Annotated in this window: 19 protein-coding genes, 1 tRNA gene and 1 pseudogene; 7 read left to right on the top strand and 14 right to left on the bottom strand. The window is 61.5% G+C overall.

The genetic code is table 11. The features are described 5' to 3' along the window. The first annotated feature begins 295 nt into the window (after positions 1-295). Entirely contained in the window at positions 296-1,204 is a 909-nt protein-coding gene (locus GOQ28_RS18040; RefSeq protein ID WP_160357408.1) for a restriction endonuclease, read from the top strand. Between the two features lie 215 nt (positions 1,205-1,419). On the opposite strand, the gene ychF is transcribed toward GOQ28_RS18040, so the two are convergent. The 7 genes and pseudogenes from ychF to mnmC form a co-directional block, all read right to left on the bottom strand. Next, positions 1,420-2,511 carry a redox-regulated ATPase YchF gene (gene ychF / locus GOQ28_RS18035; RefSeq protein WP_160357407.1) on the bottom strand — a complete coding sequence of 364 codons (1,092 nt, stop codon included), beginning with the start codon at positions 2,509-2,511 and terminating at the stop codon, positions 1,420-1,422. A gap of 391 nt (positions 2,512-2,902) precedes the next feature. Then, positions 2,903-2,978, bottom strand: a tRNA-Lys gene (locus GOQ28_RS18030). An 82-nt stretch (positions 2,979-3,060) separates the two neighbouring features. Continuing rightward, complete coding sequence (locus tag GOQ28_RS18025) at positions 3,061-3,858, bottom strand: MetQ/NlpA family ABC transporter substrate-binding protein (protein WP_160350213.1); 798 nt, start codon at positions 3,856-3,858, stop codon at positions 3,061-3,063. Between the two features lie 24 nt (positions 3,859-3,882). Next, positions 3,883-4,536 carry a methionine ABC transporter permease gene (locus GOQ28_RS18020; RefSeq protein ID WP_160350214.1) on the bottom strand — a complete coding sequence of 218 codons (654 nt, stop codon included), beginning with the start codon at positions 4,534-4,536 and terminating at the stop codon, positions 3,883-3,885. Continuing rightward, positions 4,496-5,579, bottom strand: a pseudogene (locus tag GOQ28_RS18015) (methionine ABC transporter ATP-binding protein); the annotation flags it as partial. The gene GOQ28_RS18020 and the pseudogene GOQ28_RS18015, both read right to left, overlap by 41 nt. A gap of 299 nt (positions 5,580-5,878) precedes the next feature. Continuing rightward, the gene (locus tag GOQ28_RS18010; RefSeq protein WP_160357406.1) at positions 5,879-8,104 is read right to left on the bottom strand and encodes a TIM-barrel domain-containing protein; all 2,226 of its coding nucleotides are present in this window, start codon (positions 8,102-8,104) and stop codon (positions 5,879-5,881) included. A gap of 222 nt (positions 8,105-8,326) precedes the next feature. Beyond that, positions 8,327-10,258 (bottom strand): FAD-dependent 5-carboxymethylaminomethyl-2-thiouridine(34) oxidoreductase MnmC, encoded by a 1,932-nt coding sequence (gene mnmC, locus GOQ28_RS18005; protein WP_160357405.1) that lies wholly within the window; start codon positions 10,256-10,258, stop codon positions 8,327-8,329. Between the two features lie 217 nt (positions 10,259-10,475). Between mnmC and GOQ28_RS18000 the strand changes: the two genes are divergently transcribed. Beyond that, the gene (locus GOQ28_RS18000; RefSeq protein ID WP_160357466.1) at positions 10,476-11,327 is read left to right on the top strand and encodes an inositol monophosphatase family protein; all 852 of its coding nucleotides are present in this window, start codon (positions 10,476-10,478) and stop codon (positions 11,325-11,327) included. Positions 11,328-11,433: 106 nt separating this feature from the next. Here the strand turns inward: GOQ28_RS18000 and GOQ28_RS17995 are convergent, their stop codons facing one another. Then, positions 11,434-13,101 carry an AMP-binding protein gene (locus tag GOQ28_RS17995; protein ID WP_160357404.1) on the bottom strand — a complete coding sequence of 556 codons (1,668 nt, stop codon included), beginning with the start codon at positions 13,099-13,101 and terminating at the stop codon, positions 11,434-11,436. Positions 13,102-13,188: 87 nt separating this feature from the next. Between GOQ28_RS17995 and GOQ28_RS17990 the strand changes: the two genes are divergently transcribed. Further along, positions 13,189-14,388: a M20 aminoacylase family protein gene (locus GOQ28_RS17990; protein ID WP_160357403.1), complete on the top strand. Its 1,200-nt coding sequence runs from the start codon at positions 13,189-13,191 to the stop codon at positions 14,386-14,388. A gap of 22 nt (positions 14,389-14,410) precedes the next feature. Here the strand turns inward: GOQ28_RS17990 and GOQ28_RS17985 are convergent, their stop codons facing one another. Further along, entirely contained in the window at positions 14,411-15,289 is an 879-nt protein-coding gene (locus GOQ28_RS17985; protein ID WP_160350220.1) for a LysR family transcriptional regulator, read from the bottom strand. A gap of 103 nt (positions 15,290-15,392) precedes the next feature. Between GOQ28_RS17985 and GOQ28_RS17980 the strand changes: the two genes are divergently transcribed. From GOQ28_RS17980 to mgtE, 3 genes are all read left to right on the top strand, one after another. Then, entirely contained in the window at positions 15,393-16,436 is a 1,044-nt protein-coding gene (locus GOQ28_RS17980; protein WP_160350221.1) for a YeiH family protein, read from the top strand. Between the two features lie 214 nt (positions 16,437-16,650). Further along, complete coding sequence (locus tag GOQ28_RS17975; protein ID WP_160350222.1) at positions 16,651-17,058, top strand: acyl-CoA thioesterase; 408 nt, start codon at positions 16,651-16,653, stop codon at positions 17,056-17,058. Positions 17,059-17,068: 10 nt separating this feature from the next. Next, positions 17,069-18,535, top strand: coding sequence for a magnesium transporter (gene mgtE / locus GOQ28_RS17970; RefSeq protein ID WP_160357402.1), 1,467 nt, complete (start codon positions 17,069-17,071; stop codon positions 18,533-18,535). 51 nt (positions 18,536-18,586) lie between these two features. On the opposite strand, the gene GOQ28_RS17965 is transcribed toward mgtE, so the two are convergent. From GOQ28_RS17965 to GOQ28_RS17950, 4 genes are all read right to left on the bottom strand, one after another. Beyond that, a complete protein-coding gene (locus tag GOQ28_RS17965; RefSeq protein WP_160350224.1) occupies positions 18,587-19,849 on the bottom strand; it encodes a D-amino acid dehydrogenase in 1,263 nt (420 codons plus the stop codon). 24 nt (positions 19,850-19,873) lie between these two features. Beyond that, complete coding sequence (locus tag GOQ28_RS17960; RefSeq protein ID WP_160357401.1) at positions 19,874-20,590, bottom strand: VOC family protein; 717 nt, start codon at positions 20,588-20,590, stop codon at positions 19,874-19,876. A 54-nt stretch (positions 20,591-20,644) separates the two neighbouring features. Beyond that, positions 20,645-23,389, bottom strand: coding sequence for a preprotein translocase subunit SecA (gene secA, locus GOQ28_RS17955; RefSeq protein WP_160357400.1), 2,745 nt, complete (start codon positions 23,387-23,389; stop codon positions 20,645-20,647). Positions 23,390-23,579: 190 nt separating this feature from the next. Beyond that, entirely contained in the window at positions 23,580-24,593 is a 1,014-nt protein-coding gene (locus tag GOQ28_RS17950) for a M23 family metallopeptidase (RefSeq protein WP_160357465.1), read from the bottom strand. Between the two features lie 43 nt (positions 24,594-24,636). Between GOQ28_RS17950 and GOQ28_RS17945 the strand changes: the two genes are divergently transcribed. Beyond that, positions 24,637-25,122, top strand: a complete 486-nt coding sequence (locus tag GOQ28_RS17945; RefSeq protein WP_160357399.1) for a DciA family protein — start codon at positions 24,637-24,639, stop codon at positions 25,120-25,122. Positions 25,123-25,315: 193 nt separating this feature from the next. Here GOQ28_RS17945 and lpxC read toward each other — a convergent pair whose 3' ends face one another. Then, positions 25,316-26,239 (bottom strand): UDP-3-O-acyl-N-acetylglucosamine deacetylase, encoded by a 924-nt coding sequence (gene lpxC / locus GOQ28_RS17940; RefSeq protein WP_160350228.1) that lies wholly within the window; start codon positions 26,237-26,239, stop codon positions 25,316-25,318. Between the last annotated feature and the right edge of the window lie 94 nt (positions 26,240-26,333).

The following is a 26,333-nucleotide window of genomic DNA, read 5'->3' as shown; positions in this document are numbered from 1 at the left end:
AGGGGGAGCTAGCGTGCAGGGAAAACTGCAACGCGTATGCCGCCTCTCGCGCCTGGCGAGACAGCGGCAGAGAGTCTGCGCGTTATCTTGCCAAGGGGGTGCCGGTCATTGAAACCGGCCGACTACTGTCACTTGAACAAGTACCCACTTGGGACTCCGCTAAAAAGATGATGGCCGCGAGTTTACACGCGCCTCTTAGATGGGACAATGCTTCACCAGATAGTTCTTGTACGAAAATCAGCATAACGGCTGGCGAACGTCCACCGAAGCTTTTCCAAATTATTAAGGTTGCCCGATGCGCGCCTCGTCGCATCGGGCCACTATTACAACGTCTATGTCGAAACCGAGAAGTAAACCCTCTGCGTTCCTATGGATCGCGGGGATCGCCGTCCTCATCATCTTTGCCCTACTGAGACAACGCATCGGTGACCAACTCGCCATCTTTGCATGTGTGGCCGGAGTGATCCTTATCATCGGCCTTAATCGATGGCTGCATTACCGAGCAAGGAAAAAGGCAAACCAGCAGCGGCAAGCCCGACTCACGAACATTCGACAGGCGGTAGAGCAACACAAGCGCGTGCTGCTGCGAAAACAAAAACAAGGCACGTTTTACGACGAGTACGACATGCCAGACGATACGAAGTGGCGCACTGATCTGCGCTACTTCGTAAAACGCGTGCTGCCTGCCAAGGTTGCGCCGGAGGATCTCATCGACTATCCAGACATCCCGAGCCGATGCGCCCTCGTCGAAGGCATGCTCGCGGAGTGGGCCGCAGAGGGAGAAGTGATAGTAGAAGCTCCTCCGAAGCGTCCGCTTAAGCTATCGACGCACTCCGTAGGCATCGCGTTCGAAAAAGATTGCGCTGAAATTCTGCGTCAGGTCGGCTGGAAGGCCCGCATCACGGTCGCATCCGGCGATCAAGGCGTGGATATCGAGGCCGAGCGTGATGGCTTCACCATCGTCGTGCAGTGCAAACATTATTCGTCGCCGGTGGGAAATAGCGCCGTGCAAGAAATCGCCGCCGGCGCGCTGCATTACGGCGCTAACCGCGGCGTGGTGGTGAGCAAGTCGTCATACACGGCGTCCGCACGACGCCTGGCGCAGACAACGGGCGTGTTGTTGGTGGATTTCGATGATCTCAAGTACATCGACATTCTGCTCGATGACGGGCGCATTAAGGATGCACGCAACCGCAGTGATTAACGGTCGACCAGTGTCATGTGCTGGCTCGCATCGACAAGCATGTTGCTCGGCGGCAATGTCCATTGCTATCGCTGGCCGGCATCTGCACACACGCTATGCTCGAGCACGAGCTTAGACGACCAGCGCGAGACATCCAAAAACAAAAACCCCAGTCAACGCAGTCGTTGACTGGGGTTCTCGCGTCCGTTGCCGTCTAGCGGCAACCGGGATTTCGATCAGACGTTGAACAAGAAGTTCATCACATCGCCATCCTGCACGATGTACTCCTTGCCTTCCGCGCGCATCTTGCCGGCTTCTTTCGCGCCGGTTTCACCCTTATAGGCGATGAAATCGTCAAACGAGATCGTTTGCGCGCGAATAAAACCGCGTTCGAAATCGGTGTGGATCACGCCAGCAGCTTGCGGGGCAGTCGCGCCCACCTTGACCGTCCAGGCGCGCACTTCCTTCACGCCAGCGGTGAAATAGGTCTGCAGACCCAACAAGCGATAGCCCGCACGGATCAAGCGATCCAGGCCTGGCTCTTCCATGCCCATATCGGCCAGGAACGCGGCCTTGTCGGCGTCGTCCAGCTCGGCGATTTCGGCTTCGATGGCGGCACAAATCGCCACCACCGGCGCGTTCTGCGAGTTGGCATACTCGACCAGCCGATCCAACAGCGGATTGTTCTCAAAGCCGTCGTCGCTGACGTTGGCCACGAACATCGCAGGCTTGGCCGTGATGAAACCAAACGATTTCAACGAGAACATCTCATCGGCATCCAAGCCCAGCGCCCGGATGGGCTGACCTGCGTCGAGTTGCTTCTGGCAGCGCTCCAACAAGGCCACGAGCTTTGCGGCTTCCTTGTCGCCAGAGCGAGCCAGCTTGTTGTTGCGATGGACGGCTTTCTCGATGGTCTGCAAATCGGCAAGCGCCAGCTCGGTCGAGATCACCTCGATATCGGAGATGGGATCGACCTTACCCGCCACGTGAATCACGTTGGGGTCTTCAAAACAGCGCACCACGTTGACGATGGCATCCGTCTCGCGAATGTGCGAGAGAAACTGATTGCCCAGACCTTCACCCTGACTCGCGCCCGCCACCAGACCGGCGATGTCCACGAATTCCACTACAGCGGGCACCACGCGCTCGGGCTTGACGATCTCGGCCAACTGGGCCAGACGCGGGTCCGGCACCTCGACCACGCCAACATTGGGCTCGATCGTGCAGAACGGGTAGTTCTCGGCGGCGATACCCGCCTTGGTCAGCGCATTAAAAAGAGTCGATTTGCCAACATTAGGCAGGCCGACGATGCCACATTGCAGAGCCATGGAATTCCTTGATGTCCCGGCACAATCGAACCCGAATCGGGTGCGAGGATCTACCTACTCGCAAACGCTCGCCATGCGGACCACGCCAGACATGAAGAAACGCGAATTGGCAGTAGCCCCGCTGTGCCTGTTTTATTTAGAAAATAAAGTCGATTGTAGCCGCCCGGGCGGCCGGCGCGTGACGAATGCAGGCCCCTGCGCGCGCGCGCCATCCTCTCGTCAGAATAAAGCCCCTGGACCTACACCACGCTTAGCCCGACACGCCCGATTCAAAGGACAAAAGAAAAAGCTGACCCAAGGGTCAGCTTTTCGACATCCATGCGTAGCGGATAGAACCATGCCAGATGCTGGCACCTGCTGCCCGCAGGCAATGCATGGCTTAACAATTTGGTGGTGGGCCCTGCGAGACTCGAACTCGCGACCAACGGATTAAAAGTCCGCTGCTCTACCGACTGAGCTAAAGGCCCGACCGAAGCCCGAGATTATGACGAAGTTATTTTCGCCTGTCAAATCGGAATTCGATGATCGTCAAAAACAATCCGTCCGTGCTTACCAGGCGGCAGTGACCGCGCCCTTGAACTTCTCTTCGATAAAGGCCTTGACCGGGGCGCTCTGGTAGATGCCCACCAGTTTCACCAGATCGGGACGATCTTTATCCTGCTCGCGCACGACCAGTACATTGGCGTAGGGCGACTCGGCGGATTCACGCACGATCGCGTCCTTGTTCGGGTCCAGACCGGCTTCCATGGCGAAATTGGTGTTCACCGCCGACGCGTCGACATCGTCCAGCGAACGTGGCAATTGCGCGGCGTCCAGTTCGACGAAACGCAGCTTGCGCGGGTTCTCGGTGATATCTAGAGGCGTGGCTTTCAAGCCGGCTTTGGGATCCAGCTTGATCAGGCCATTTTGCTGCAACAGCAGCAACGCGCGGCCGCCGTTGGTTGGGTCGTTTGGAATGCCGATCTGTGCGCCCTGTTTGAGCTCATCCAGGCTCTTGACCTTCTTGCTGTAAATACCGATGGGGAACACCACGGTCTTGCCGATGCTCACGAGCTTATAGCCGCGGTCGGCGTTGGCCGTGTCCAGATACGGTTGGTGCTGATAGCTGTTCAGATCCAGATCGCCAGCAGCCAGCGCGGCATTCGGCTGCACGTAGTCGCTGAACTCGATGATCTGCACTTGCAGGCCTTGCTTGGCCGCCTCTTGTTTCACCACATCGAAAACCTGGGCGTGCGGCCCGGCGGTAACGCCTACCTTCAGCGGCTTGTCCTGAGCCAGCGCGGGTTGCGCGATCACGGCAGCGCCCAGGGTCAGGGCGGCTAACGACTTGAGAAGCTTGATACTCATGATATGTCTTCCGAGTAGGAAAAATTAGCGATGCGACATGCGACGCACGAGCCAGTCGCCCAGCCCCTGCACCACCTGCACCAAAACTACCAACACGACCACAACGGCCAGCATCACTTCCGGCTGGAAGCGCTGATAGCCATAACGAATCCCCACGTCGCCCAAGCCGCCGCCGCCAATCGCGCCAGCCATCGCGGAATACCCGATCAGGCTGATGATCGTGACAATGGTGGCCGCCACGAGACCCGGCAATGATTCCGGCAACAACACTTTGACGATGATCTGTAACGGGCTCGCCCCCATGGCACGTGCCGCCGTCAGAAGGCCCGCATCGACTTCACGCATCGCGTTTTCGGCGATGCGCGCCATGAACGGAATGGCAGCGACCGACAATGGCACGATCGCCGCCGTGGTGCCGATGGAGGTCTGCGCAATCAGCCGCGTAAACGGAATGATGGCAACCATCAAGATGATGAACGGCACCGAACGCGTGATGTTCACAATGGCGCCGAGCACGCGATTAATCGCCAGGTTTTCCAACATGGCGCCGCGTGCCGTCACGACCAGCACCACGCCTAGCGGGATACCGATCAATACGGCAATCAAGCTGGGAATCCCCACCAGCAGCAGCGTTTCCCCGAGCGAGGTAACAAGCAAATTTATCAATTGTGAATTCATGGCGCGATGTCTTCCACGGAAATGTCTAGGGCGGCCAATGCTTTGAGCGCCTGCTCTACCGCGAGCGGTGCGCCTTGCGCCAGCACGAACAAAGTGCCCACCGCAACGCCTTGAATGTCTTCCACCCGGGCTTGCACCAGGCTGATATCCAGCGCGTGCTCCCGCGTCAGATTGGATAACAGGGTGCCGGAATTCGCGCCCGCCAACCGGATACGCCACAGACGCGCAACCGTGCCGGGACGCGCTGCTTCGAGCTCGGCCAGACGCGCATGGGCAGCCGCCAGCGTCGTATCCGTCAGATCGGAGGCCGTTGCCGCCGACACCATCGCGCGCGTGACGTCATGTTTGGGCGAAGCAAAAATGTCCTGCGTGCGGCCCGACTCCACAACCTGACCATGCGAAAGCACAGCCACGCGATCACAGATCTCGCGCACGACTTCCATCTGGTGCGTAATCATCACGACCGTAACACCGGTCTTTTTATTGATGTCGCGCAATAACGCCAGAATATTGTGAGTGGTCTCGGGATCGAGCGCCGAAGTGGCCTCGTCGCTCAGCAACACATCGGGATCGTTGGCCAGCGCACGCGCAATGCCGACGCGCTGTTTTTGTCCACCGCTGATCTGGCTGGGATAGCGATCGCGTAGATGCTCCAGGCCTACCAACTTGAGCAAGCGCTCCACCTTGGCGGGAATCTGGCTGCTCGGCACACCGGCGATTTCTAGCGGCAAAGCAACGTTGCCATACACCGTACGGCGGGCGAGCAGATTAAACCCTTGGAACACCATGCCAATCCGCCGGCGCTGCTGGCGCAGCTCGGTTTCGCCCAGGCCGGTGAGTTCGGTCCCGCCAATGGAGATGGTGCCGCTGTCCGGGCGCTCGAGCAAGTTGATGCACTGGACCAGCGTGCTTTTACCGGCCCCGCTGGGACCGATGATGCCGAAAACTTCGCCCTGCTCGATATGCAGGCTGATGTCGCGCAGGGCCTCGAATCGGCCGCGCGGCGTCGCGTAAGTCTTCGCTAAATGTTGGATGTCAATCATGGCGTTGCGATTGTGAGAGATCGCGCTTCTAAAGAGAACGACAGTTTCGTCTCTGTTTAATAACTAAATGGAATAAAGGATGGGCGCGCAACAGTGCCTCGCAGATCGCACGGTCCTGCGAAGGCATGCGGAATCATGACGCGGGGGTCCCGGGAGGCCGCCTTGAGCCCTGCCTCGCACGCCGCGCGCGACCTTCCCTTGTCACCCAGGATGCGAGCGAGTAGGCGAGAGTACAACGCAGAGGCAGCAGGCTTTTGCGCCCGCCGGCAATGTTGCGCCAGCGGGCGTTCGGCGGCAGATCAGCGCGCGCGAGAAATGCGCACTTCGGCGCCGCGTCGTTTCACCTCAAGGCCCTCGGCGGGCAGGATGCGCAAGCCTTCCAGCCCCTTGATATAGCTGGAGCCCTGCATCTGCATGACGCGGATCTTGTTACGCATCACGACCGGGTTATGCACCGGCATGCCAAACATCCATACCTCGTCCAGAATGCGCGCGGAATTGAATTCGCCCGCATGCTGAACCGCCGGTCCGAGGCACAGCATATGCCCTTCGCGACCAAAGACCGGATACTTGTCCAGCCCCCACTCCACCGCCAGCGTCGTGCCGCCTTCGTAGCGATAGCCGGTGTTCAGATCCCACCAGGCTTCGCCCTTGGGCAGATACACGTTCACGCTATTGCCAGGCTGCATCACCGGTGCAACCAGCAACGCCGGCCCCAGCAGGTATTGCAGATCCCAATTGTGGGCTTCGGGATCGTTGGGGAAGCTCAGCGCCATCGAACGCTGCACCGGCAAGCCGGTCCGCACGGAATCCTCGATCGCGCCCAGCACATAGGGCACCAGGCGATAACGCCATTGCAGCCAGGTGCGCGCCTGCTCCAGCGCCTCGTCGCCAAAGTCCCAAGGCATCAAGCCCGGAACGCCTTGGAAACAGAAGTTCGCCGAGAACACCCCGACGGTCAGCCAGCGCAGATAAAGCTCTGCGCTCATGTTGTCTAGCGGCGCGCGCGCCGAGCCGATGTTGTGCACCTGCACCGGCACACCGCTCGCGCCAATCGACAAGGCGGTGCGCAAGGTGTGCTCCAGGCCGTCCCAGTCGTTCGTGACCTCGGGGCCTAGCTGCCATGGCAGACGCTGTGCCGCCGGGAATAGATCGGTGCTGGGCACCACGCCTTCTGGCGGCACCTTGTGTCCGGCCACCGCCTCGAACAAGCCGCGACGGGCCAGCAGCGGATACTGCGTGCGCAGAATCGCGCCCGTATCGCCGTTGCGCGCACTGACGCCATCCGGAATATCGATTTGCGCATTGCAGACCGGTGCATCCAGACCGTCGTCGATCAGCTGACGATGACGTTCGATCCAGAGGTTATACACATCGCGGTAGGTCAGATCGAGCAAGCCATAGGGACGTCCGCCGGTGGCTTCGTTGCCCTCGAACACCTGAGCGCCACCATCGTCGTTGGTGAGCAGCCAGCCGCGGTCTTCGAGTTCCTCGAACAACGGAGTGGACTGAATCACGCCCGGAAAACCGGTCGCGGCCACATGCACATGCTGCTCACGGAACCGCGCAAGCAAAGGCTTGGCCTCGGGAAAGCGTTGGCTATCCCACTCGAACACGGCCTTGTCGGCCTGAAAGCCCCAGGCGGCCGGCGTGGCGAATTTCACCACGTCCAGCGGCAGTTGCAGCTCGCGCATGCGCTCGACCAAGCCCAAGGTATCGATGGCCGACTGGCCCTCGGGCTGTTGCAGCCATGCACCCATGGCCCACAGCACGGGTTGCCCCGCGCGGCCGGTCAGCGCGCTGTATTGATTGAGTATCTCGACGGGTTCACCGGCGAAGATGAACAGGTCCAGGACATTGTCCTCGACACTCAAGGTGTACGCGGACGCCGTCGGCGCCACGCCCAGGTCATGATGGGCGCGGTGCATGGTGTTCACATAAACGCCCCAACCCCGAGGACTCCAGGCCAGCGGCAGCGCGCGATGGGCCGGGTCATCGGAGACGATGGCTTCCTCGCGACGATTCAGATCACCCGAGGTTTCTCCCAGGCCATACAGACGCTCATCGTCGGCCAGCGTAAATGCGGCGTTCCAGACAGCGTTGTCGTCGTCATCGAGTGCGTTGTAACCGAACGCAGGCTCATGCTCGGACACGTCCGAGGCCAGCACCTGCGTTTCGCCGCGATAGAGCGCGATGCGAACCGGGTCAGTCAGAACATCCAGCGAGATTTCACCCTGGGTGATGCGCCAGCCCTTGCCATCCTCGTGAGGCGTGACAACGCACTCGCCGACGGCCTCCTGGCGAGCTAATAACATATCCGCCACCGCGCGCACGCGCGCACTGGGCTTTTCCTCATTCAGGACATTCGCCTGGCCGCAGCGCAGGCGAAAAACACCAGGCGCGTGCGCCTCGACTACCAGGTGCAGCCCATCACCCGCATCGAAATCGACGCGGCTGGAACGTGACGAGAGCAACTCGACGGCGTCGAGCTGGGTAGTATGGGCAAAGTCGTACTTGGGCGGCACAGAGCATCCCCCGGCTTAAGCCAAAAAAACCGTTAAAAGACGTTATTTTGACGGATTTGTTCCACGAAATAAAATCGGGCGCGTTTTTTGCGTCAAAAACTCCCGGCAAGTTTGTCCAAAAATCGCGCAACCATCCTTGGCATCAGGATGCCAAAGCCATTTTCACTGGTTATTTTGCAATCAAATCAGTCATTTACATAAAAACCACAATCACACCAATCATTAACGTGGTGCAATCGCAGTCAATAAGTCGGCTTCAAGCGGCAAAGGCTCGTCGCAAAGGGCCGCCGCGATAATATCCCCCGCCAAAGCCGACCAACTCAAACCACGCGACGCATACCCGGCTGCCAGCCAGACCCCCGGGGCATGGGCCAGCGGGCCGATCGCCGGCAAACGACCCGGTAAGACCGCGCGCCACCCCGCCCAACCGGGCAACTGCCCGGTTGGGCGAGAGGTCGGCCAGTCATAGCCAAGCAGCCCACGAACCTTGCCCAACACGGTCTGCTGCCCCTCTTCCGTCATCTGCGACACGCTGGCGCCGTGCTCGTACGTACTGCCCGCTACGCAGGCACCGTCGACGGCAGGCAACAGATAGCCTTCTCCGCCGATAATGCAGCGCGGCCCTCCCGCCAGGTCCGAGGCGGTCAACAAGCTAACCTGGCCGGCCAGCCTGTGCATTTGAGCAAGCCGGGGCAGCGGATCCAACAGACCGCTGTTTCGCAGCAGAGCCTGGGCGCCGAAGGCGTTAGCCAGGATCACAGTTGCCCCTCGGGCGAGCACGACGCCATCTGCGTCACAGACTTCCCAAGCGTTTTCCGCGCGCCGCAACACGCCGGCGACGCCAACCACGCGCCGCACGCCTTCGGATTGCAATAACGCCGGGATCAGCCTGGCCGGCTGCACCAGCATTCCCTCGCGGAAAAACACTCCCCCACGCGCCACAGAAATTCCCGCCAGCGACGAAGCCTGTTCGCGGTCCACGGGGTGCGCCCAATCCCCCGGAAACCGAAGTTGGGACAGCGTTTCCCCCAAGGCCGCGCTGCGCCCTTCATCACGTTCCAACTGCAGCGTGCCGCAACGCAATGGCGCCGCCTCGCCGGACAGCCCCGCCCAACGGGCCCACGCTCGCGCGCTGCCGGCTCGGGACAAACGCGCCCGGGAATTATCGTCCCGAGCGATTACAGGCGTGAGCGCGGCCGCAACGTGACCGGCATGCGACATCGCCTGCGGCGTGCTGGCAGGATCGATCACCACGACGGGACGGCCACGCAATGCGAGCGCCTGCGCGAGGCCGGCTCCCGCCAGCCCGGCTCCGATGATGACGACTTCCCCGGATTTATCCGTGTCGGCATCGCGCGCCGCATCCCATATGCGGTCATCGAAGCCAGCGGCCTTGCCCGAGGCGACGGTCGGCGAAAACTCGCCACTCGCCCCCGTATCCGGTTTGGAACGCACCCCAACTGTCATGTGCAGTTTGCCCGCATAACCCGGCTGACGGCTGACGTCGAAACCCGCGTCAACCAGCGCACGGCGCACGGCTCCCGCGCTTGCCCAAGTGGCCAATGTCGCGTCGGGCGCGGCCAGGCGTGCCAGATCGCGCATCAGCTCGGGCCGCCATAGATCCGGATTCCGACGAGGGGCGAACCCGTCAAGGAAATACGCATCAACCCGCGCGCGCAGGCGTGGCACCACGGTGGCCGCATCGCCAAACGCCAAGGTCAGCGTCACCGCCCCACCCTCGAACTCCAGACGATGCAGGCCGGGCAGACAGGCGGGCCATTGCGCCACCAGTTGCTCGGCCAAACCGCGCAACGCGTCCGGGGCAATGCGACGCAATATCTGAGTCACGTCGTCGCGAGCAAATGGATGTGCTTCGACCGACAGCATATGCAGTCGCCGAGACCGCGCCGGGTCGTCGCGCCAGGCACGCCACAGCGCCAGAAAATTCATGCCTAGACCAAACCCGGTTTCACACACCGTGAAGCTGGCACGCCCTCGCCATCGTTGCGGCAAGCCATTGCCACGCAGAAACACGTATTCCGTCTGCCCGAGCGCACCTGCCGTGGAGTGATAGACGTCCCCGTACAAGGTATTGCGAAAATGCCCTTCGGCATCAAAACCGACATCGGGTGGAATAAGCGGTACGTAAGACATCAGACGGGAACGAAACGAAGTTCGAAGATACTAACGAGCCAAGTACAGGCGACATGCTGAACCTGGTCTCAACTTGTGACGCCGCACAGCATACCGAAAGTGACGGCTTCATGACGTGGGCTGAAAACGACGAGTTGCGTGGGAATCGGGCTTCTCGCGGGTGCGTGCAGATCGCTTGGCTTACACTGAACTCATACCCAACCTCGAAGCGATCATCATGCCGCATTCTTCCACGCTCGATCTGGGCGCTGCAATCGACACAGCCGCAACGGCGGCGCATACCGGCGCGGGCATATTGCAGGCCTATGCGCATAACCGTGGCGATCTCGTCATCGACCACAAGGCCCGCAACGATCTCGTCTCGCAAGCCGACCGCGAAGCGGAAGCCGCGATCATCGAGGTATTGCGCGCGCGCACCCCAGAATTCGGTATTGTCGCCGAAGAGTCCGGCGGCGCCGCTCAGGGCCTTGCGACCTGGTATATCGATCCCCTGGATGGCACCACCAATTTTTTGCACGGCATTCCGCACTATGCGGTGTCGATTGCGCTGGTGGCGCACGCCGGCACGCGCGCGGGCCTGGGCGAACCTTTAAAAGAAGACACACCGGTCATCGGTGTCGTCTATGACCCTTGCCGCGAAGAGCTTTTCACTGCGGTCTATGGCATAGGCTCGTGGCTGAACGGCCGCCGCATTACCTGTTCGCGTACGGCCTCGCTCAATGACGCCGTGCTGGCGACGGGCTTCCCGTTTCGGGACTTCAGCTTTGCCGATCAATACATGCCCATGCTGCATGACGCTATCCGCACCACGCGCGGCGTGCGACGCATGGGCGCGGCCGCGCTTGATCTGGCATGGACGGCTTGCGGACGGTATGACGGATATTGGGAAATGGGCCTGGCGCCTTGGGATGTGGCGGCGGGCACCTTGATCATGCGCGAAGCGGGTGGCGTGTGCCACGATATGCATCAGCGCGACCCGTGGCCGATCGGGGGACGCGTGGTTGCTGGCAATCCCGAAATTGCGCTCGCACTTCAGGAAATGATCTCGCCCCATCTACGTGTGGAGTAGCGTCAGCGCCGCCAGGCTTGGCGCGGGGCGAATCGGCCCCGCATACGTTCAGACATGCCAATGGGCAGGCTCGCTCGGCAAAGCAGCCACGACATGAACTCCAGGCCTAATCGGTCTTTAACTCACGACGCAGGATCTTGCCCACGTTGCTCTTGGGCAATTCGTCGCGGAATTCCACAGAGTGCGGGCGTTTATAACCGGTGAGCTTTTCCTTGCACCATTCGATCAGCTGCGTTTCGGTCAGCGAGGAATCGCGCCGCACCACGAACGCTTTCACCGCCTCGCCCGAGTGCGGGTCGGGCACGCCGACCACTGCGCACTCCAACACCCCGGGGTGCGAGGCGATCACGCTTTCCACCTCATTGGGATAGACCTTGAAACCCGACACGGTGATCATGTCCTTCTTGCGATCCACGATACGGGTGTAGCCCTTTTCATCCATGATGCCGATATCGCCGGTCCGGAAAAATCCATCGGCGGTCATCGATTTGCGAGTTTCGTCGGGCCGGTTCCAGTATCCCAGCATCACCTGAGGTCCCCGGATGCACAGTTCCCCGCGCTCTCCCAGCGGCACCTCATTGCCATCGTCATCCAGAATCGCCACCTCAGTCGAAGGAACCGGCAAGCCTATCGAACCGGAGTACGCATCGTTGTCGGTCGGGTTCACCGTGGCCACCGGAGAGGTTTCGGATAAACCGTAGCCTTCGATCAGTGGCCGGCCCGTGATTTTCAACCAGCGCTGCGCCACGTGCGGTTGCACGGCCATGCCTCCCCCGAGGGTCAAGCGCAACTTGGAGAAATCGAGTTTGGCGAACTCAGGGTTTTCGGCCAAGGCGTTAAACAGGGTATTCACGCCAGGGAAAATATGCACGCCGCTCTCTCGCCACGCCTCGATCAAGGCACGCTGATCGCGGGGATTGATAATGAGCAGATTGCGCATGCCGGCATACATGCCATAGAGGCCGCAAACCGTCATCGCGAACACGTGATAGAGCGGCAACGCGCTGATGATGGTCAGTGGCGTGCCTTCCAGGTCTTTCAGCGCGGGCCGCACCACGGCTTCCATCTGTAATACGTTGGCGATCAGATTGCCGTGCGACAGCATGGCGCCCTTCGGTATGCCGGTGGTGCCGCCCGTGTATTGCAACACCGCGACGTCATCACGGCCGAGCGAGGGCGGCGTGAAGGTCGCGGCCGCGCCTTCGGCCAGCACGCGCGGCATACGCTGCGCGCCGTCGAGGTGCCAACTCGGCACGATACGCTTGACATGACGCGCGACGAAGTTCACCAGCGGAGCCTTTAAGCCGCCAAGCAAATCGCCCGGGCCGATCACCACGATATGACGCAATGCTGCGCGATCGCTCACCGCTTGCAGGGTATGCGCGAAGTTCTCGAAGATCACAATGACTTCCGCGCCGCTGTCGAGCAACTGCCGTTGCAGTTCATCGGCCTTGTAGAGCGGGTTGAAATTGACCACCACCATCCCGGCGCGCAGTGTCCCCAAGAGGCTCACCAGATACGCGGGCACATTGGGCATCATCAACGCCACGCGCGCCCCTTTCTGCAGGCCTTGCTTTTGCAACCACCCGGCAAACCCGCGCGCGTGGCGATCGAGTTCGGCGTACGTCATGGACGATCCCATGGCCGTGCACGCCACACGGCTGGCATGCTTGTGGCACGCCTGATCGAGCAGCGCAGTGAGCGACGCGTACGACTCAATCGAGATTTCCGCGGGAACGCCTGGGGAATACTGGGCGAGCCAGGGGCGCGACATAGGGGAGCCTCCGTGTATAGTGATGCAACTGGTTTTTATATGCCGATAATACCCGGGTTATCCGGAGATCTACGCTAGGAGTCGCCGATGAACCTGCTCGAACCCATCGTAGCCTGGCGCCAGGATATCGCACGCATCCGCCGCGACATTCACGCCCATCCTGAACTCTCGTTCGAGGAGTTCCGTACCGCCGACCTGGTGGCCGCCAAACTGCAAGAATGGGGAATCGACGTGGATCGCGGTCTCGGTGGCACGGGCGTGGTCGGCATCATTCGCGGCAAGCTGTCGGGCTCTCGGACGGTCGGTCTGCGCGCCGACATGGACGCGTTGCCGATGCAGGAGGTCAATACCTTTGAGCATGCCAGCCAGACTCCCGGAAAAATGCATGCCTGCGGACACGATGGTCATACCGCGATGCTGTTGGCCGCGGCGCGCTATCTGGCGCAGCATCGTGACTTTGCCGGCACGGTGTACGTGATTTTTCAGCCCGCCGAAGAAGGCGGTGGCGGTGCCAAGCGGATGATCGACGATGGGCTGTTTACGCGGTTTCCGATGGAGGCGGTATTCGGTCTGCATAACTGGCCGGGCCTGCGCGTGGGTCAGTTCGGCGTGACGGCCGGGCCGATCATGGCGTCGAGCAATGAGTTCATCATCACGATTCAGGGTAAAGGCACGCATGCCGGGATGCCCCATTTAGGCGTGGATCCGGTGATGACGGCCGTGCAGCTGGCTCAGTCGCTGCAGACTATCATCACGCGCAATCGCAATCCATTAGACGCCGCGGTGCTGAGCATCACGCAGATTCATACGGGCAGCGCGGACAACGTGGTACCTAATATCGCCACGATGCGCGGCACGGTGCGCACGTTCACGCACGAGACGCTGGACCTGATCGAGGCACGTATGCGCGATATCACGCACCACACATGCGCCGCGCTGGATTGCACGAGCCAGTTCGATTTTCAGCGCAACTATCCGCCCACGATCAACCATGTGAACGAAACCGCCTTCTGCGTCGAGGTGATGCGCGACATCGTCGGTGCGGAAAACATCCTCAATCCGGTTCAACCGACCATGGGTGCCGAGGATTTCGCCTTTATGCTGCAGGAAGTGCCGGGCTGCTATGTCTGGCTGGGCAACGGGGATGGGCAACACCGCGAGGCGGGTCACGGCGCAGGGCCCTGCATGCTGCATAACGGCAGTTACGACTTTAATGATGATCTGTTGCCCTTGGGCGGCACGTATTGGGTCGAGCTCGCACGCCGGTGGCTGGCGCGGGATGTATAAGCAGACGGCCGGTGGCGCTGCGTCACCGCAGCGCAAAACACGCCTCTAGAAAACGTTCGGCCGCGCGCGAGGACGCCTGCGAGTGAGGCACCAGGATACTCAGCGTCCGAGTCAGAGGTTGCGGATGCAGCCGGACCACGGCCAACGTGCCATCTTCATGGCGCATCGACATCAGCGACACAAATCCGATCCCCAGACCCGCGCGCACGGCCTGTTTGACGCCTTCGACCCCGGCGAGTTCGAGGCCCACGGCGGGTGCCAGACCTTCTTGTGCAAACGCCTGTTCCACGAGCCGGCGCACGCCGGATCCCGGTTCTCGCATCACCAGCGCGAACTGCACCAGCTCTTGCAGATGCGCAGCACCTTGTTTTGCCAAAGGGTGATCCGCACGAACGATCGCCACGACCTCATCCTGACGCCAGGGATGTACCGCCGTGTCAGCGGGTAAACCGACAGGGACTTCGCCCTCGATAAAAGCCAAGTCCAGCCGGGGAAGCCTCTCCACAATCTCGCTGGTATTGCCGTCTGACAGATGCAAACTCACAGCGGGAAACTGTTGATGGAATGCTGCGACAAGGCTCGGTAGCAGATAGCTCGCGGGCGTCGTACTGGCGCCTAGACGCAATGTGCCGGTTTCCAAGCCTTGCCACGACTCGCGCAGCGATTGGGTCTGTTGATACACCTGCCGCAACTGGCGCGCTTGCTCCGCCAAGCGTTCACCAGCGGGGGTCAAGGCCACGCCCTGGCCGCGCCGGCGATATAGCGGCTCGCCAAACCAGTCTTGCAGCAGCCGAAGCTGCCCGGACACCGCCGGTTGCGACAGGTGCAGCAGCTCCGCCGCGCGGCTGATACTGCCAACATCGGCGACATAGGCAAAGGTAAGTAACTGATCAGGCGTCATGGCAAATATCGGAATTTCTGATATTGAATATCCAAATTAAAAATTTCTCAAATAAAGAGGGGCGACTTAATATGCCGTTTAGTTATTTAGTAATGCGAATGCGATGTCGACCACCACTGCTCTCCCCGTGCCTACCCCTTGGCGTGACAAGCTAAATGGAGTGCTATTTGTCGCCCTGATGACCGTCGCGGTCATGCAACTGAGCGACTTGCCCTTCATTCGGCAATTGGGAATCTCGCCGTTGATCGTCGGCATTGTGTGCGGCATGCTCTACGGCAACTTCCTGCGCGGCACCATGCCGGCGGATTGGGCGGTAGGGGTGAATTTCACGGCGCGCCGCCTGCTGCGTATTGCGGTGGCGTTTTATGGTCTGAATATCAGCATCCAACAAATTGCTGACGTGGGCTTGCCCGGCCTGGCGGTCTCGGTGGCGGTCGTGGTGGGCACGTTGCTGATTGGCACCACTGTCGGGCAACGCCTGCTTGGCCTCGACCGCGACACCGCCATGCTGACGGCGGCCGGCAGCGCAATCTGCGGAGCGGCCGCCGTCCTAGCGTTTGAACCGACCCTGCGGGCGGCTCCACACAAAAGCGCGGTCGCCGTGGCGACCGTGGTGCTGTTCGGGACCTTGTCCATGTTCCTGTACCCGATCGCCTATCAGGCGGGCTGGCTACACCTCAGCACGCAGGAGCTCGGTCTGTATATCGGCGGCACCGTGCACGAAGTGGCCCAGGTGGTCGCGGCGGCCAGCAACATTGACCCCGCCACAACGGAGGTGGCGACCATCGTCAAAATGACCCGAGTGGCCCTGCTGGTGCCAGTGCTGTTGATCCTGGGCATGTGGCTGCGCAGCGCCGCCGCGCGCTCGGGCGGTGAACAGACCAAAACCCGTCTGCCCATCCCCTGGTTCGCGGTCGGATTTCTGGTGCTGGCCATCATTAATTCCCTGCACATCCTGCCCCCGGACGTCGTCCACGCGATCCGCCGGCTGGACGTGTTCGCCCTCACCATGGCGATGACCGCGCTTGGCATCGAGACACGCTTTGGCCAGATTCGTAAAGCCGGGCCTAAAGTCCTGCTGCTGGGCTTGATCCTGTACGCTTGGCTGGTTTTCGGCGGCTACTGGATTGTGAAGCTGGCGGCTTAAAACCCACACGCGTGCCGGCGCCGGGGCGACAATCTTGCGAAATACGGTCCTGGCCCCGTCCCGCCGGCTGCTCCTTGCGGCGCCCTCAACGCGGCGAGGACGCGTCCCAGGATCGCCATGGGCCCAGCGATCGCGCAAAAACCCCGCTCGCGCCCGCAGACCTTGGCGTTTTGCTGCATAATCGGCCGGTTTTCATTGCGACTGGAGCCGGCCCATGTCTAGCGGCAAAGATTTCTCCACCTCCCTACCCGCCGGCCGGGATCCCGTGCTGCGAGTCATGCCCATGCCGGCTGACGCCAATATTCATGGCGACGTGTTCGGCGGCTGGATCATGGCCCAAGTGGATATCGCCGGATCCATCACCGCCGCGCGGCGCGCCGCCGGCCGGGTCGCCACCGTGGCGGTCAACGCGTTTCAGTTCAAGCAACCCGTCTTTGTGGGCGATCTGCTGAGTTTCTATACGACTATCGTTAAGACGGGTACGACTTCGGTTACTGTGTCTGTTGAGGTTTACGCCGAGCGTAACCGGATGGATGCGGAGGTCGTCAAAGTCACCGAGGCGGTGCTGACCTACGTCGCCACGGACGAAGCCCGGCGCAGCCGCCCCCTGCCCACTCTGTAAAGTCTGATTTATGTCGCAGCCCGCCGCCCCCACCGCGACACCTCGCCGCCTAGACCCCGAAGACGCGCAGCACGCGCTGTCCGAGGTGCAGGAGCTCCTGCGTCGCCAGAGGCTCGTCGAGGAGCTCGCGCAACGCCAGGAAACGTCCGACGACGAGGCCGCCCCCCGCGTCGAGGATCGCCTGCACCGTCAGCATGAAGCCGAGCTGAAATCGCTGGTCGACGCGCTGCACCCCGCTGACATCGCGTTCATCCTGGAATCGCTGCCTAAGGACGAGCGCCAGATGGTCTGGCGTCTGGTCAGCGCGACCCACGATGCCGACGTGCTGCTGGAAGTCGAAGACTGGGTTCGGGAATCGCTTATCGAAGCGATGGACCGCCAGGATCTGGTCGCCGCCACGGGCAGCATGGACGCCGACGAGCTGGCGGACCTGGCGCCCGATCTGCCGCCGGATGTGGTGGCGGAGGTGCAAAAAGGCCTGACCGACGAAGAGCGCGCGCAGTTGCTCGAAGCCATGGGCTACCCCGAAGACAGCGTGGGCGCCATCATGGACTTCGAGATGGTGCGCGTGCGCGAGGATGTCACGCTTGAGGTCGTCCTGCGTTATCTGCGCCGGCTGCACGAGCTACCTGACCATACCGATCAAATCTTCGTGGTGGATCGCCAGGACAAGCTGCAAGGCGTCCTGCCGGTATCGCGCATGCTGGTGAGCGAGCCGGATACCGAAGTGCGCGAAGTGATGAGCACGGATTTCCTGACGCTCAATCCGCTGGATTCCGACGCGGATGCGGCGGGTGCGTTTGAACGGTATGACCTGGTGTCCGCGCCCGTGATGGATGACCAGGGCCGTCTGATCGGACGCGTGACCATCGCGGACGTGGTGGACGTGATCCAGGAAGATTCGCAGGAGCAAGCGCTCTCGCGTGCCGGTCTGCAAGAAGAAGACATCTTCGCCCCGGTGACCAAGGCCTTGCGCAACCGCGCGCCGTGGCTGTTGTTCAATCTCTGTACGGCGGCGACGGCGTCCCTGGTGGCGTCGCGCTTCGAGGACACCGTCAGCCACATCGTGATTCTGGCGTTCCTGATGTCTATCGTGGCGGGGATTGGCGGCAACTCCGGCAATCAAACCATGACCATGATTATCCGCGCCCTGGCCGTGGGCCGGATCACCGCGCGTAATCTCTGGCAGCTGGTCAAGCGCGAGCTGCTGGTCACCTTGCTCGTGGGTCTGTGCGGCAGCATCGTGGCGGCCCTGTTCGCCTGGGCGATATCGGATTCGATCTCCATCGCGCTGGTGATGATGGCGGCGATGATCTGCAACATGCTGGTCGGCGCCTCGGTGGGCGTGCTGGTGCCCATGGTGCGTACGCGGTTCGGCAAAGACCCAGCCATCGGCTCGTCGGTCTTGTTGACGTTTGCCACGGACTCGCTGGGCTTTTTTATCTTCCTGGGACTGGCGACTTTGTTCCTGGTGTAACGCGCAAGCGCCCTGACGCGTGCACACAGGCGTGCGCACGCGACGAAGCGTTCAGGCGTACCGGTCCACTGTCAGGCCTTCCAGATCGACCTCCGGCTCGCGGCCGGTGACGATGTCGGCCACGATCTTGCCCGTCCCGCAGGCCTGCGTCCAGCCGTTCGAACCGTGCCCGCAGTCCAGATAAAGGTTGCGGTAGCGCGTCTTGCCGAGTATCGCCGGGCCATCCGGGGTCATGGGCCGTAAACCTGCCCAGGCTTGGGCTTCCTCGATCCCCACGCCTTGCGGAAACCATTCACGGACGACGTTTTTCAAAAAGGCCACGCGTCCAGGGTCGACATTGGCATCGTAACCTTTAAGCTCCGCCATGCCTGCCGCGCGCACACGGTCGCCGAGCCGCGAGATCATGACCTTGTTGTACTCATCCATCAAGGCCGCGCGCGGCGCGCGTGAGGGATCGTGAATGGGGGCCGTGATCGAATAGCCTTTCATGGGGTAAATTGGCAATGAGATACCCAGTGGGCGCAGCAAGAACGGGGCTTGGGGGCCCAGCGCCAGCACATAGGCATCTGCCGTCAGCGGTGTGGACTGCCCTTCAATTCGTACCCCCTCAATGCGGTCTCCCGCCGACGGCAGCGCGGTAATCCGTGCGCCGTAGTGAAAGACAACGCCCTGCTGCGCCAGATAAGCCGCCAAGCAGGTCGCGAATTTATGACTGTCGCCCGAGCCATCCCGTGGCAGATACAAAGCACCTGCGATCGGAGCGTGGGAAGCCGCAAGCGCCGGTTCCTGCGCGCGCACCTCGTCGCCCTCCAGGAATCGCCAGGGCACTTCGTATTCGTCCAGCGCCTGGGTAATCCCTTTGACGAGCTTGAGTTCAGACGCCTGGCGAAACACCTGCAGCGTGCCGTCTTCGTGATAATCAAAATCCACCGGCAAGCCGGATGCCGCCAGCGATTTCAGGCAAGCATGGCTATAGTGCGCGACTCGCTGCATGCGCAGTTTATTGGCGCGAAAACGTTCCGCGTTGCAGTTGCCCACCCAGCGCGCCAGCCAGGCCAGCTTGCGTGGATTGGGCGACAAGGAAAACCGAATGGGCGCCTCGCGTTGCAAGGCCATTTTCAGGACCTTGCCTATCATGCCGGGCGCGGCCCACGGGCCGGCGAAGCTGGGGCATAAGCCGCCGGCATTGCCAAAACTCGTTTCGAGCGCGGCCCCGGACCGGCGATCCACCACGACCACCTCATGCCCATCGCGCCAAAGGTAATAGGCAGCCGCCATCCCGGCCACGCCCGCGCCTAGCACCGCTACTTTCATTGTTGTCTCCGTGCGCCCCGGCGGTCAGAGTCCGGTATTCAGTTCCCGCAGACTGTCTTTATGCTGCAGGATCAGGCGCCCCAGACGCGGGATCAGCGCGGTCGCGTCGTGAATGACGCTGATGCGCAGATTGCCCAGCACGACGTCCCAGCCCTCGGCGGCTTCCTCGACTCGCGCGTCGGCGACCACGCCCAAGCGCCACGCCACCGCTTGTTCCTCGGCGGCATATACCTCGATGCGCTCGACGCGCTCGGCGCCGTTAGGGTGTGCCATCAAGCGCGGCGTCCACACGCATTCCGGCGTCAGGTGCTGGCAGAAGTACATGCGGATGCCGGGCAAGGGCTGCTCGGCGAAGCGCACGGTCTGAAAGCTGGCCTGGATCTCTTTGCCTTCGACCATGGCTGGCCGCGTCAGCGCTTGAACGGGATTCGCGGCGAATCCTTCGTCGAGCAGGCGCTGGCGGGTGGCCTCGGCATCATAGGTGCGGAACACCAAGGCCTCCAGGCCGAAAGGAGAATCGGCAATTTCCTTGCGAGCGGGAGGCGCTCCCGGCGGCCAACCCAATAGCTCGATATAGGTGCTATCCAGCGCGATCAGGCGATTGCAGGAACCGAGGTTGTGGACCGACTTATCGCTAAGCAGGAAGCCCTGCGCCTCGAAATGGGGGGCCAGCTCGTCGAGCCGGTCGCGCACCATCACCACGGCATGATCAAAATCGGTGACATCGGAAGGATGGAACATGACGACGCCTGCCTGAAAAAACAAAGGGGATGGCAATTTACCATCCCCTGAGCTTTATACGAGCTTACCGTGGCACTGCTTGTACTTTTTGCCACTGCCGCACGGGCACGGATCGTTGCGCCCGACCTTGGGCATGGCGTTGCGCGCGGGCTCCTGTGCCTGACCTTGCTGGTTGGCGTCGGCCTGAGCCAATGCTTCGTCGTAGTCGGAATGGTGGTACTGCACATTCTCGACCTGAGACTGATTGGCTTGCGCCTCGGCCTGCTCGACCTGCTCGGGCGACTGCACCCGCACGGTCATCAAGACGCGCACCACATCGTCACGGATGCGATCGAGCATATTGGAGAACAACTCGAAGGCTTCGCGCTTGTATTCCTGCTTAGGGTTCTTTTGCGCATAGCCGCGCAGATGAATACCCTGACGCAGGTGATCCAGCGACGACAAATGTTCACGCCAATGCGTATCGATCGCTTGCAGCATGATCGAACGCTCGAACTGCGCCCAGGGCTCGTCGCCCACCAGCGCGATCTTGCCAGCGTAGACCTCGCGCACGGCGGTAGCCACGCGCGTGAGGATATCCTCATCGGTGAGGCTGGCCTCTTTTTCCAGCATATCGGACAGCGGCAGCACCAGATGCCAGTCGGCCGCGAGCGTTTTCTCCAGGCCCGGAACATCCCACTGCTCTTCCACCGAATCAGCGGGGATGAAACGACGAACCATATCGGTGACGGCGGCGTCGGCGAGGTTCTCGACCGCAGTGCGTACCGAGGTCGATTCCAGCACCTCGTTACGTTGCGCGTAGAGCACCTTGCGCTGATCGTTGGCAACGTCGTCGTATTCGAGCAGCTGTTTACGGATATCGAAGTTGCGGCCTTCGACCTTGCGTTGCGCGGTCTCGATGGAACGCGTCACCATGCCCGCCTCGATCGGCTCGCCCTCGGGGAGCTTCAGGCGCTCCATGATGGCGCGCACACGATCGCCGGCAAAGATACGCATGAGCGGGTCTTCGAGCGACAGATAGAAACGCGAAGAACCCGGGTCGCCTTGGCGGCCGGCACGGCCACGCAGCTGGTTATCGATCCGGCGCGACTCGTGGCGCTCGGTACCGATGATGCGCAAGCCGCCGGCCTTTTTGACCTGCTCGTTCAACGGCAACCAATCGGCACGGATCTGCGCGATGCGGGCTTCTTTTTCGCTATCGGACAGCGACTCGTCGGCACGAACCAAATCGACTTGTTTCTCGACGCTGCCGCCCAGCACGATGTCGGTACCGCGACCGGCCATGTTGGTGGCGATCGTGATGCGACCGGGCTTGCCGGCCTCGGCCACGATCTCGGCTTCGCGAGCGTGCTGTTTGGCGTTGAGCACTTCGTGAGGCAATCCGGTCTGCTTGAGCAGTCCGGAAATCAGCTCGGAGTTTTCAATGCTGGTGGTACCGACCAAAACCGGCTGGCCGCGCTCGTGACAATCGCGAATATCGTTGATGATCGCGTTGTACTTCTCGGTCGCGGTCTTGAAGACCTGATCGTTCTGGTCGTCCCGGATCAACTTCTTGTTGGGCGGGATGATGACAGTTTCCAGGCCATAGATTTCCTGGAACTCGTAGGCTTCGGTATCCGCCGTACCGGTCATGCCCGAGAGCTTCTCGTACATGCGGAAGTAGTTCTGGAACGTGATCGATGCCAGCGTCTGGTTCTCGTGCTGGATCTTCACGCCTTCCTTGGCCTCAACCGCCTGGTGCAGGCCATCGGACCAACGACGACCCACCATCAGACGACCGGTGAATTCGTCAACGATGACGACCTCGCCGTTTTGCACCACGTATTGCTGATCGCGGAAGAACAGCGTGTGCGCGCGCAACGCCACCATCAAATGGTGCATCAACGAAATATGACGCGGGTCGTACAACGACTCGCCTTCGGGCAGCAGGCCTTGTTGCGCGAGCAGGCGTTCGGCCGTCTCGTGACCCTTTTCCGACAGGAACACCTGCTGAGATTTCTCGTCGACCCAGTAGTCGCCCTCGGGTTCGGGTTCGTGCGGCTTCGGCTCGGATGCCATGCGCGTGAGAAACGGCGGCACGGCATTCATGGCGCGGTACAGCTCGGTGTGATCCTCGGCCTGCCCGGAAATAATCAGCGGCGTACGCGCTTCGTCGATCAGGATGGAGTCCACCTCGTCGACGATCGCATACGACAGACCGCGCTGACGGCGATCTTCGACGCGATATTCCATGTTGTCGCGCAGGTAGTCGAACCCGAATTCGTTGTTCGTACCGTAGGTGATATCAGCCTGATAGGCGGCGATTTTCTCTTCGTTGGGCTGTTGCGGCACCACGACGCCAGTCGTCAGGCCCAGGAAGCCGTAGAGGCGCCCCATCCAGCCCGCATCGCGACGCGCAAGGTAATCGTTGACCGTCACGACGTGCACGCCCTTGCCAGCCAGCGCATTCAGATAGACCGGCAGCGTGGCCATGAGCGTCTTGCCTTCGCCCGTGCGCATTTCAGCGATTTTGCCGTTGTGCAGGGCGATACCGCCCAACAACTGCACGTCGAAGTGGCGCATGCCGAACACCCGCTTGCCCGCCTCGCGCACGACAGCAAACGCCTCGGGCAACAAATCATCCAAGGAGGTGCCCTGAGCGTACCGGTTACGGAACTCATCGGTCTTGGCGGTCAGCTCTACATCCGAGAGCGCAGCCATTTTGGGTTCCAGGGCATTGATCTGGGTTACCAGCTTGCGATACTGCTTAAGCAGCCGGTCATTGCGGCTACCTATGAGTTTTTTTAGCAGAGAAACCATGCGTGTCGGTGGCGGGCGCCGTCATTGCCTGGGCCCATCAAGGGCCGGCTCCGCGCGGCGCGGATTATTACTTAGGTTGAGCGGAGCAATTCCACTAGAAGCGATCGAGTTTAACGCACCTCGGAGAGTATCGGCTCAGCTTGGATCAAATGCGCGCGTAGCCTGACTAGTACGATGCAAATCAGGCGAATTACTGCGTCACTGTCGCGCGAGGCGACTGCGCCGTCTTCGAATGCGCCGCATGTGAGGTCGACGCTTGCGCCACAACGGGTGGCGTGGACTCCGGCCCCTGCAAGAACAGGCGCGGATCTAGCGGCTGGCCAGCCAGCCGCACCTCGAAATGCAGATGCGGTCCGGTGGACTGTCCCGTCGAGCCCACTAGCGCAACCTCTTGGCCGCGGCCCACGACTTCGCCGGGTTTGACCAAAAGCTTGGACGCGTGTGCGTAGCGGGTGATCAGGCCATCGCCATGATCGATTTCCACCGTATTGCCATAGCCTGGTTGGTAACGGGCATCGAGCACCACACCGCCCGAGGCAGCCAATATCGGCGTGCCCGCGGGCGCGGCGAAATCCAGGCCCTCGTGCATGGCATAGCGATGCGTCACGGGATTGCGGCGCCAGCCATAAGAGGAACTCAAATAAGGATAGTTACTGACCGGCATGGTCGAAGGCAGTCTGGCTTGATCGGCTGACCGCCGCGTCAGCGCGACATCCAGCATGCGCAAATTGTCGGTCTGCCGGGCCAGACGTGCCTGCAATGCGTCGAGTTGGCGTCCCAATTCTTCGGCGGACTCCAGCGCGGGTGGCGGCTGGCGGTCCGTGAACAAGTTGTCCATGACCTCCTCGGCTTGGGCCGGGGCATTGAGGCTGGCGGCCAGTTCAGGATCGGTGTAGGCCACCCCCGCTACTTTGGCCACGCGCCGTCCGACGCTGTCCACACTGACCAGCTTGGCCTGCAGCTCGCCCACCTTGGCCGCGAGCAGACTAATATTCTCTCGAAGGTAGGCCGCGTCGCGCTCGGGCTGCCCCCCGGGAGAATAGGCGGCCCAATCGACCTTATAGGCGGGCAAGGCCACGGGCGTCAGGTAACGCTGCAAGGTGGCGCCGACGAGCGCCGCAGTGGCCAGCATGGCGACCACAACCAGCCCCAAGCGCAGACCGCCCAGGACCTGTTGGCCGGGCTGGCCCTCGCGGGCGTGCATAATGACAATCTTCAAAGTAGGCAAATCCTGTTATTGAGACGGAATGAACCGATACACATCAAACCGCTCTCGTTCGCCAGGCGGGCGACGTAGTGAAACGCCGCTGGGATGGCTGGGGCACGACGCGCGCGGCGCGGGCGTGCTGGCAACAGCACGCAGGCACCTGCAGATACAACAGGCGATCGGCGCCATACTGCCGCCCACGCTAGGCGTGGTCTGCGTCGTGGCCAAGCTCGAACCCCCGAGGCTGCAACTAGCGGTACCGAGCGCCGCGCATGCGGCCAAGCTGCGTCAGCTCGCGCCGCGCATCGTACAGGCGCTCAACACCCAAGGCTGGAACCTTAACGAAATTACGGTTCGGGTTCAAGCCGGGATGCCGCGCCCGGGCTCGAAAGCACCGCGGCCGCCCAAGGAAGCGCAGCCACTGGGGCCGACCGCGCTGGGCGCGTTCGAAACGTTACAAGAAAGCCTGCGTCCTGGCCCTTTAGCCGACGCGGTGGCCAAATTGCTCGCGCATCACAAGGGGTGAATGGCACACGTAGGCGTCGATACCACACGCGCCGCGTTACAGTGTTGCGATTGAAAGTTTGCTTGGCGCCACGTCCGACGGCTATCGGACAACGCCATCAGCCAACAGGATATGCCGATTTCGCCCCGCTCTGGCACGCCGCCACGCAGGCGCTACCGCGGAGCCGGGCGCACAACGAATCAGCAAAGTCTGATCAGGCGAGCTTCCATTCGTGGCGAAACGCCTGGGGCGCTGCCGCTTGCGACTCGTAAGTGACCAATTCCCAGGCATCGCGCTGCGCGAGCAAGGCGCGGGCGAGCTGGTTGTTCAAGGCGTGGCCGGATTTGCAGGCCACGTAACGGGCAACCAAGGGCTTGCCCACCAGATACAGATCGCCGATCGCATCGAGGATCTTGTGTTTGACGAACTCATCGTCATAGCGCAAGCCATCGCTATTGAGCACGCGGTACTCGTCCATGACGATCGCGTTGTCCAGGCTGCCGCCCCGGGCCAAGCCCATGGAGCGCAAGGCCTCGACCTCATTGACGAAGCCAAAGGTGCGCGCGCGCGCAATCTCGCGCACGTAGGAATGTGTCGCGAAATCGATCTCGGCGAAATTCGCCGTGGAGTCGATCGCGGGATGACGGAAATCGATAGAGAAAGCCAGCGCGAAGCCTTCATGCGGCTCCAGACGGGCCCATTTCAGGTTTCGGCCCTCGCCTTCGCGGATTTCTACCGGTTTTTTTACGCGGATGAAGTGCTTGGGCGCATTTTGTTCGACGATGCCCGCCGAGCGCAGCAGGTACACGAAGGTCGCCGCGCTGCCGTCCATGATGGGCACTTCTTCGGCCGTCAGATCGACATGCAGATTGTCGATACCCAGGCCAGCCAACGCAGACATCAAATGCTCGACCGTGGACACGCGCACATTGCCCTGTTGCAACACAGATGCCATACGGGTGTCGCCCACCGCATCGGCACGCGCGGGCAGATCAACCACTTCGGGTAGATCGACGCGGTGAAACACGATTCCGGTATTTGCCTCGGCAGGACGCAGGGTGAGCTCAACGCGACGCCCCGAGTGGACGCCTACGCCGGTCGTGCGAACGAGATTCTGAATACTGCGCTGTCGAAACATGGGTGATCTTTGCTTGAGCTTTGCCGGTAAATGCCTACAAATCGCCGGCGTAAGGTGACATTGTAACCTCGCCCGCCGTTGGGCGCCATGATTT

Origin of the sequence: Bordetella sp. 02P26C-1 (assembly GCF_009763255.1) — a bacterium.
GTDB lineage: Bacteria > Pseudomonadota > Gammaproteobacteria > Burkholderiales > Burkholderiaceae_B > Bordetella_A.
Note: the sequence above shows the minus strand (reverse complement) of the source record. Positions and strands in the feature narration are given on the sequence as shown.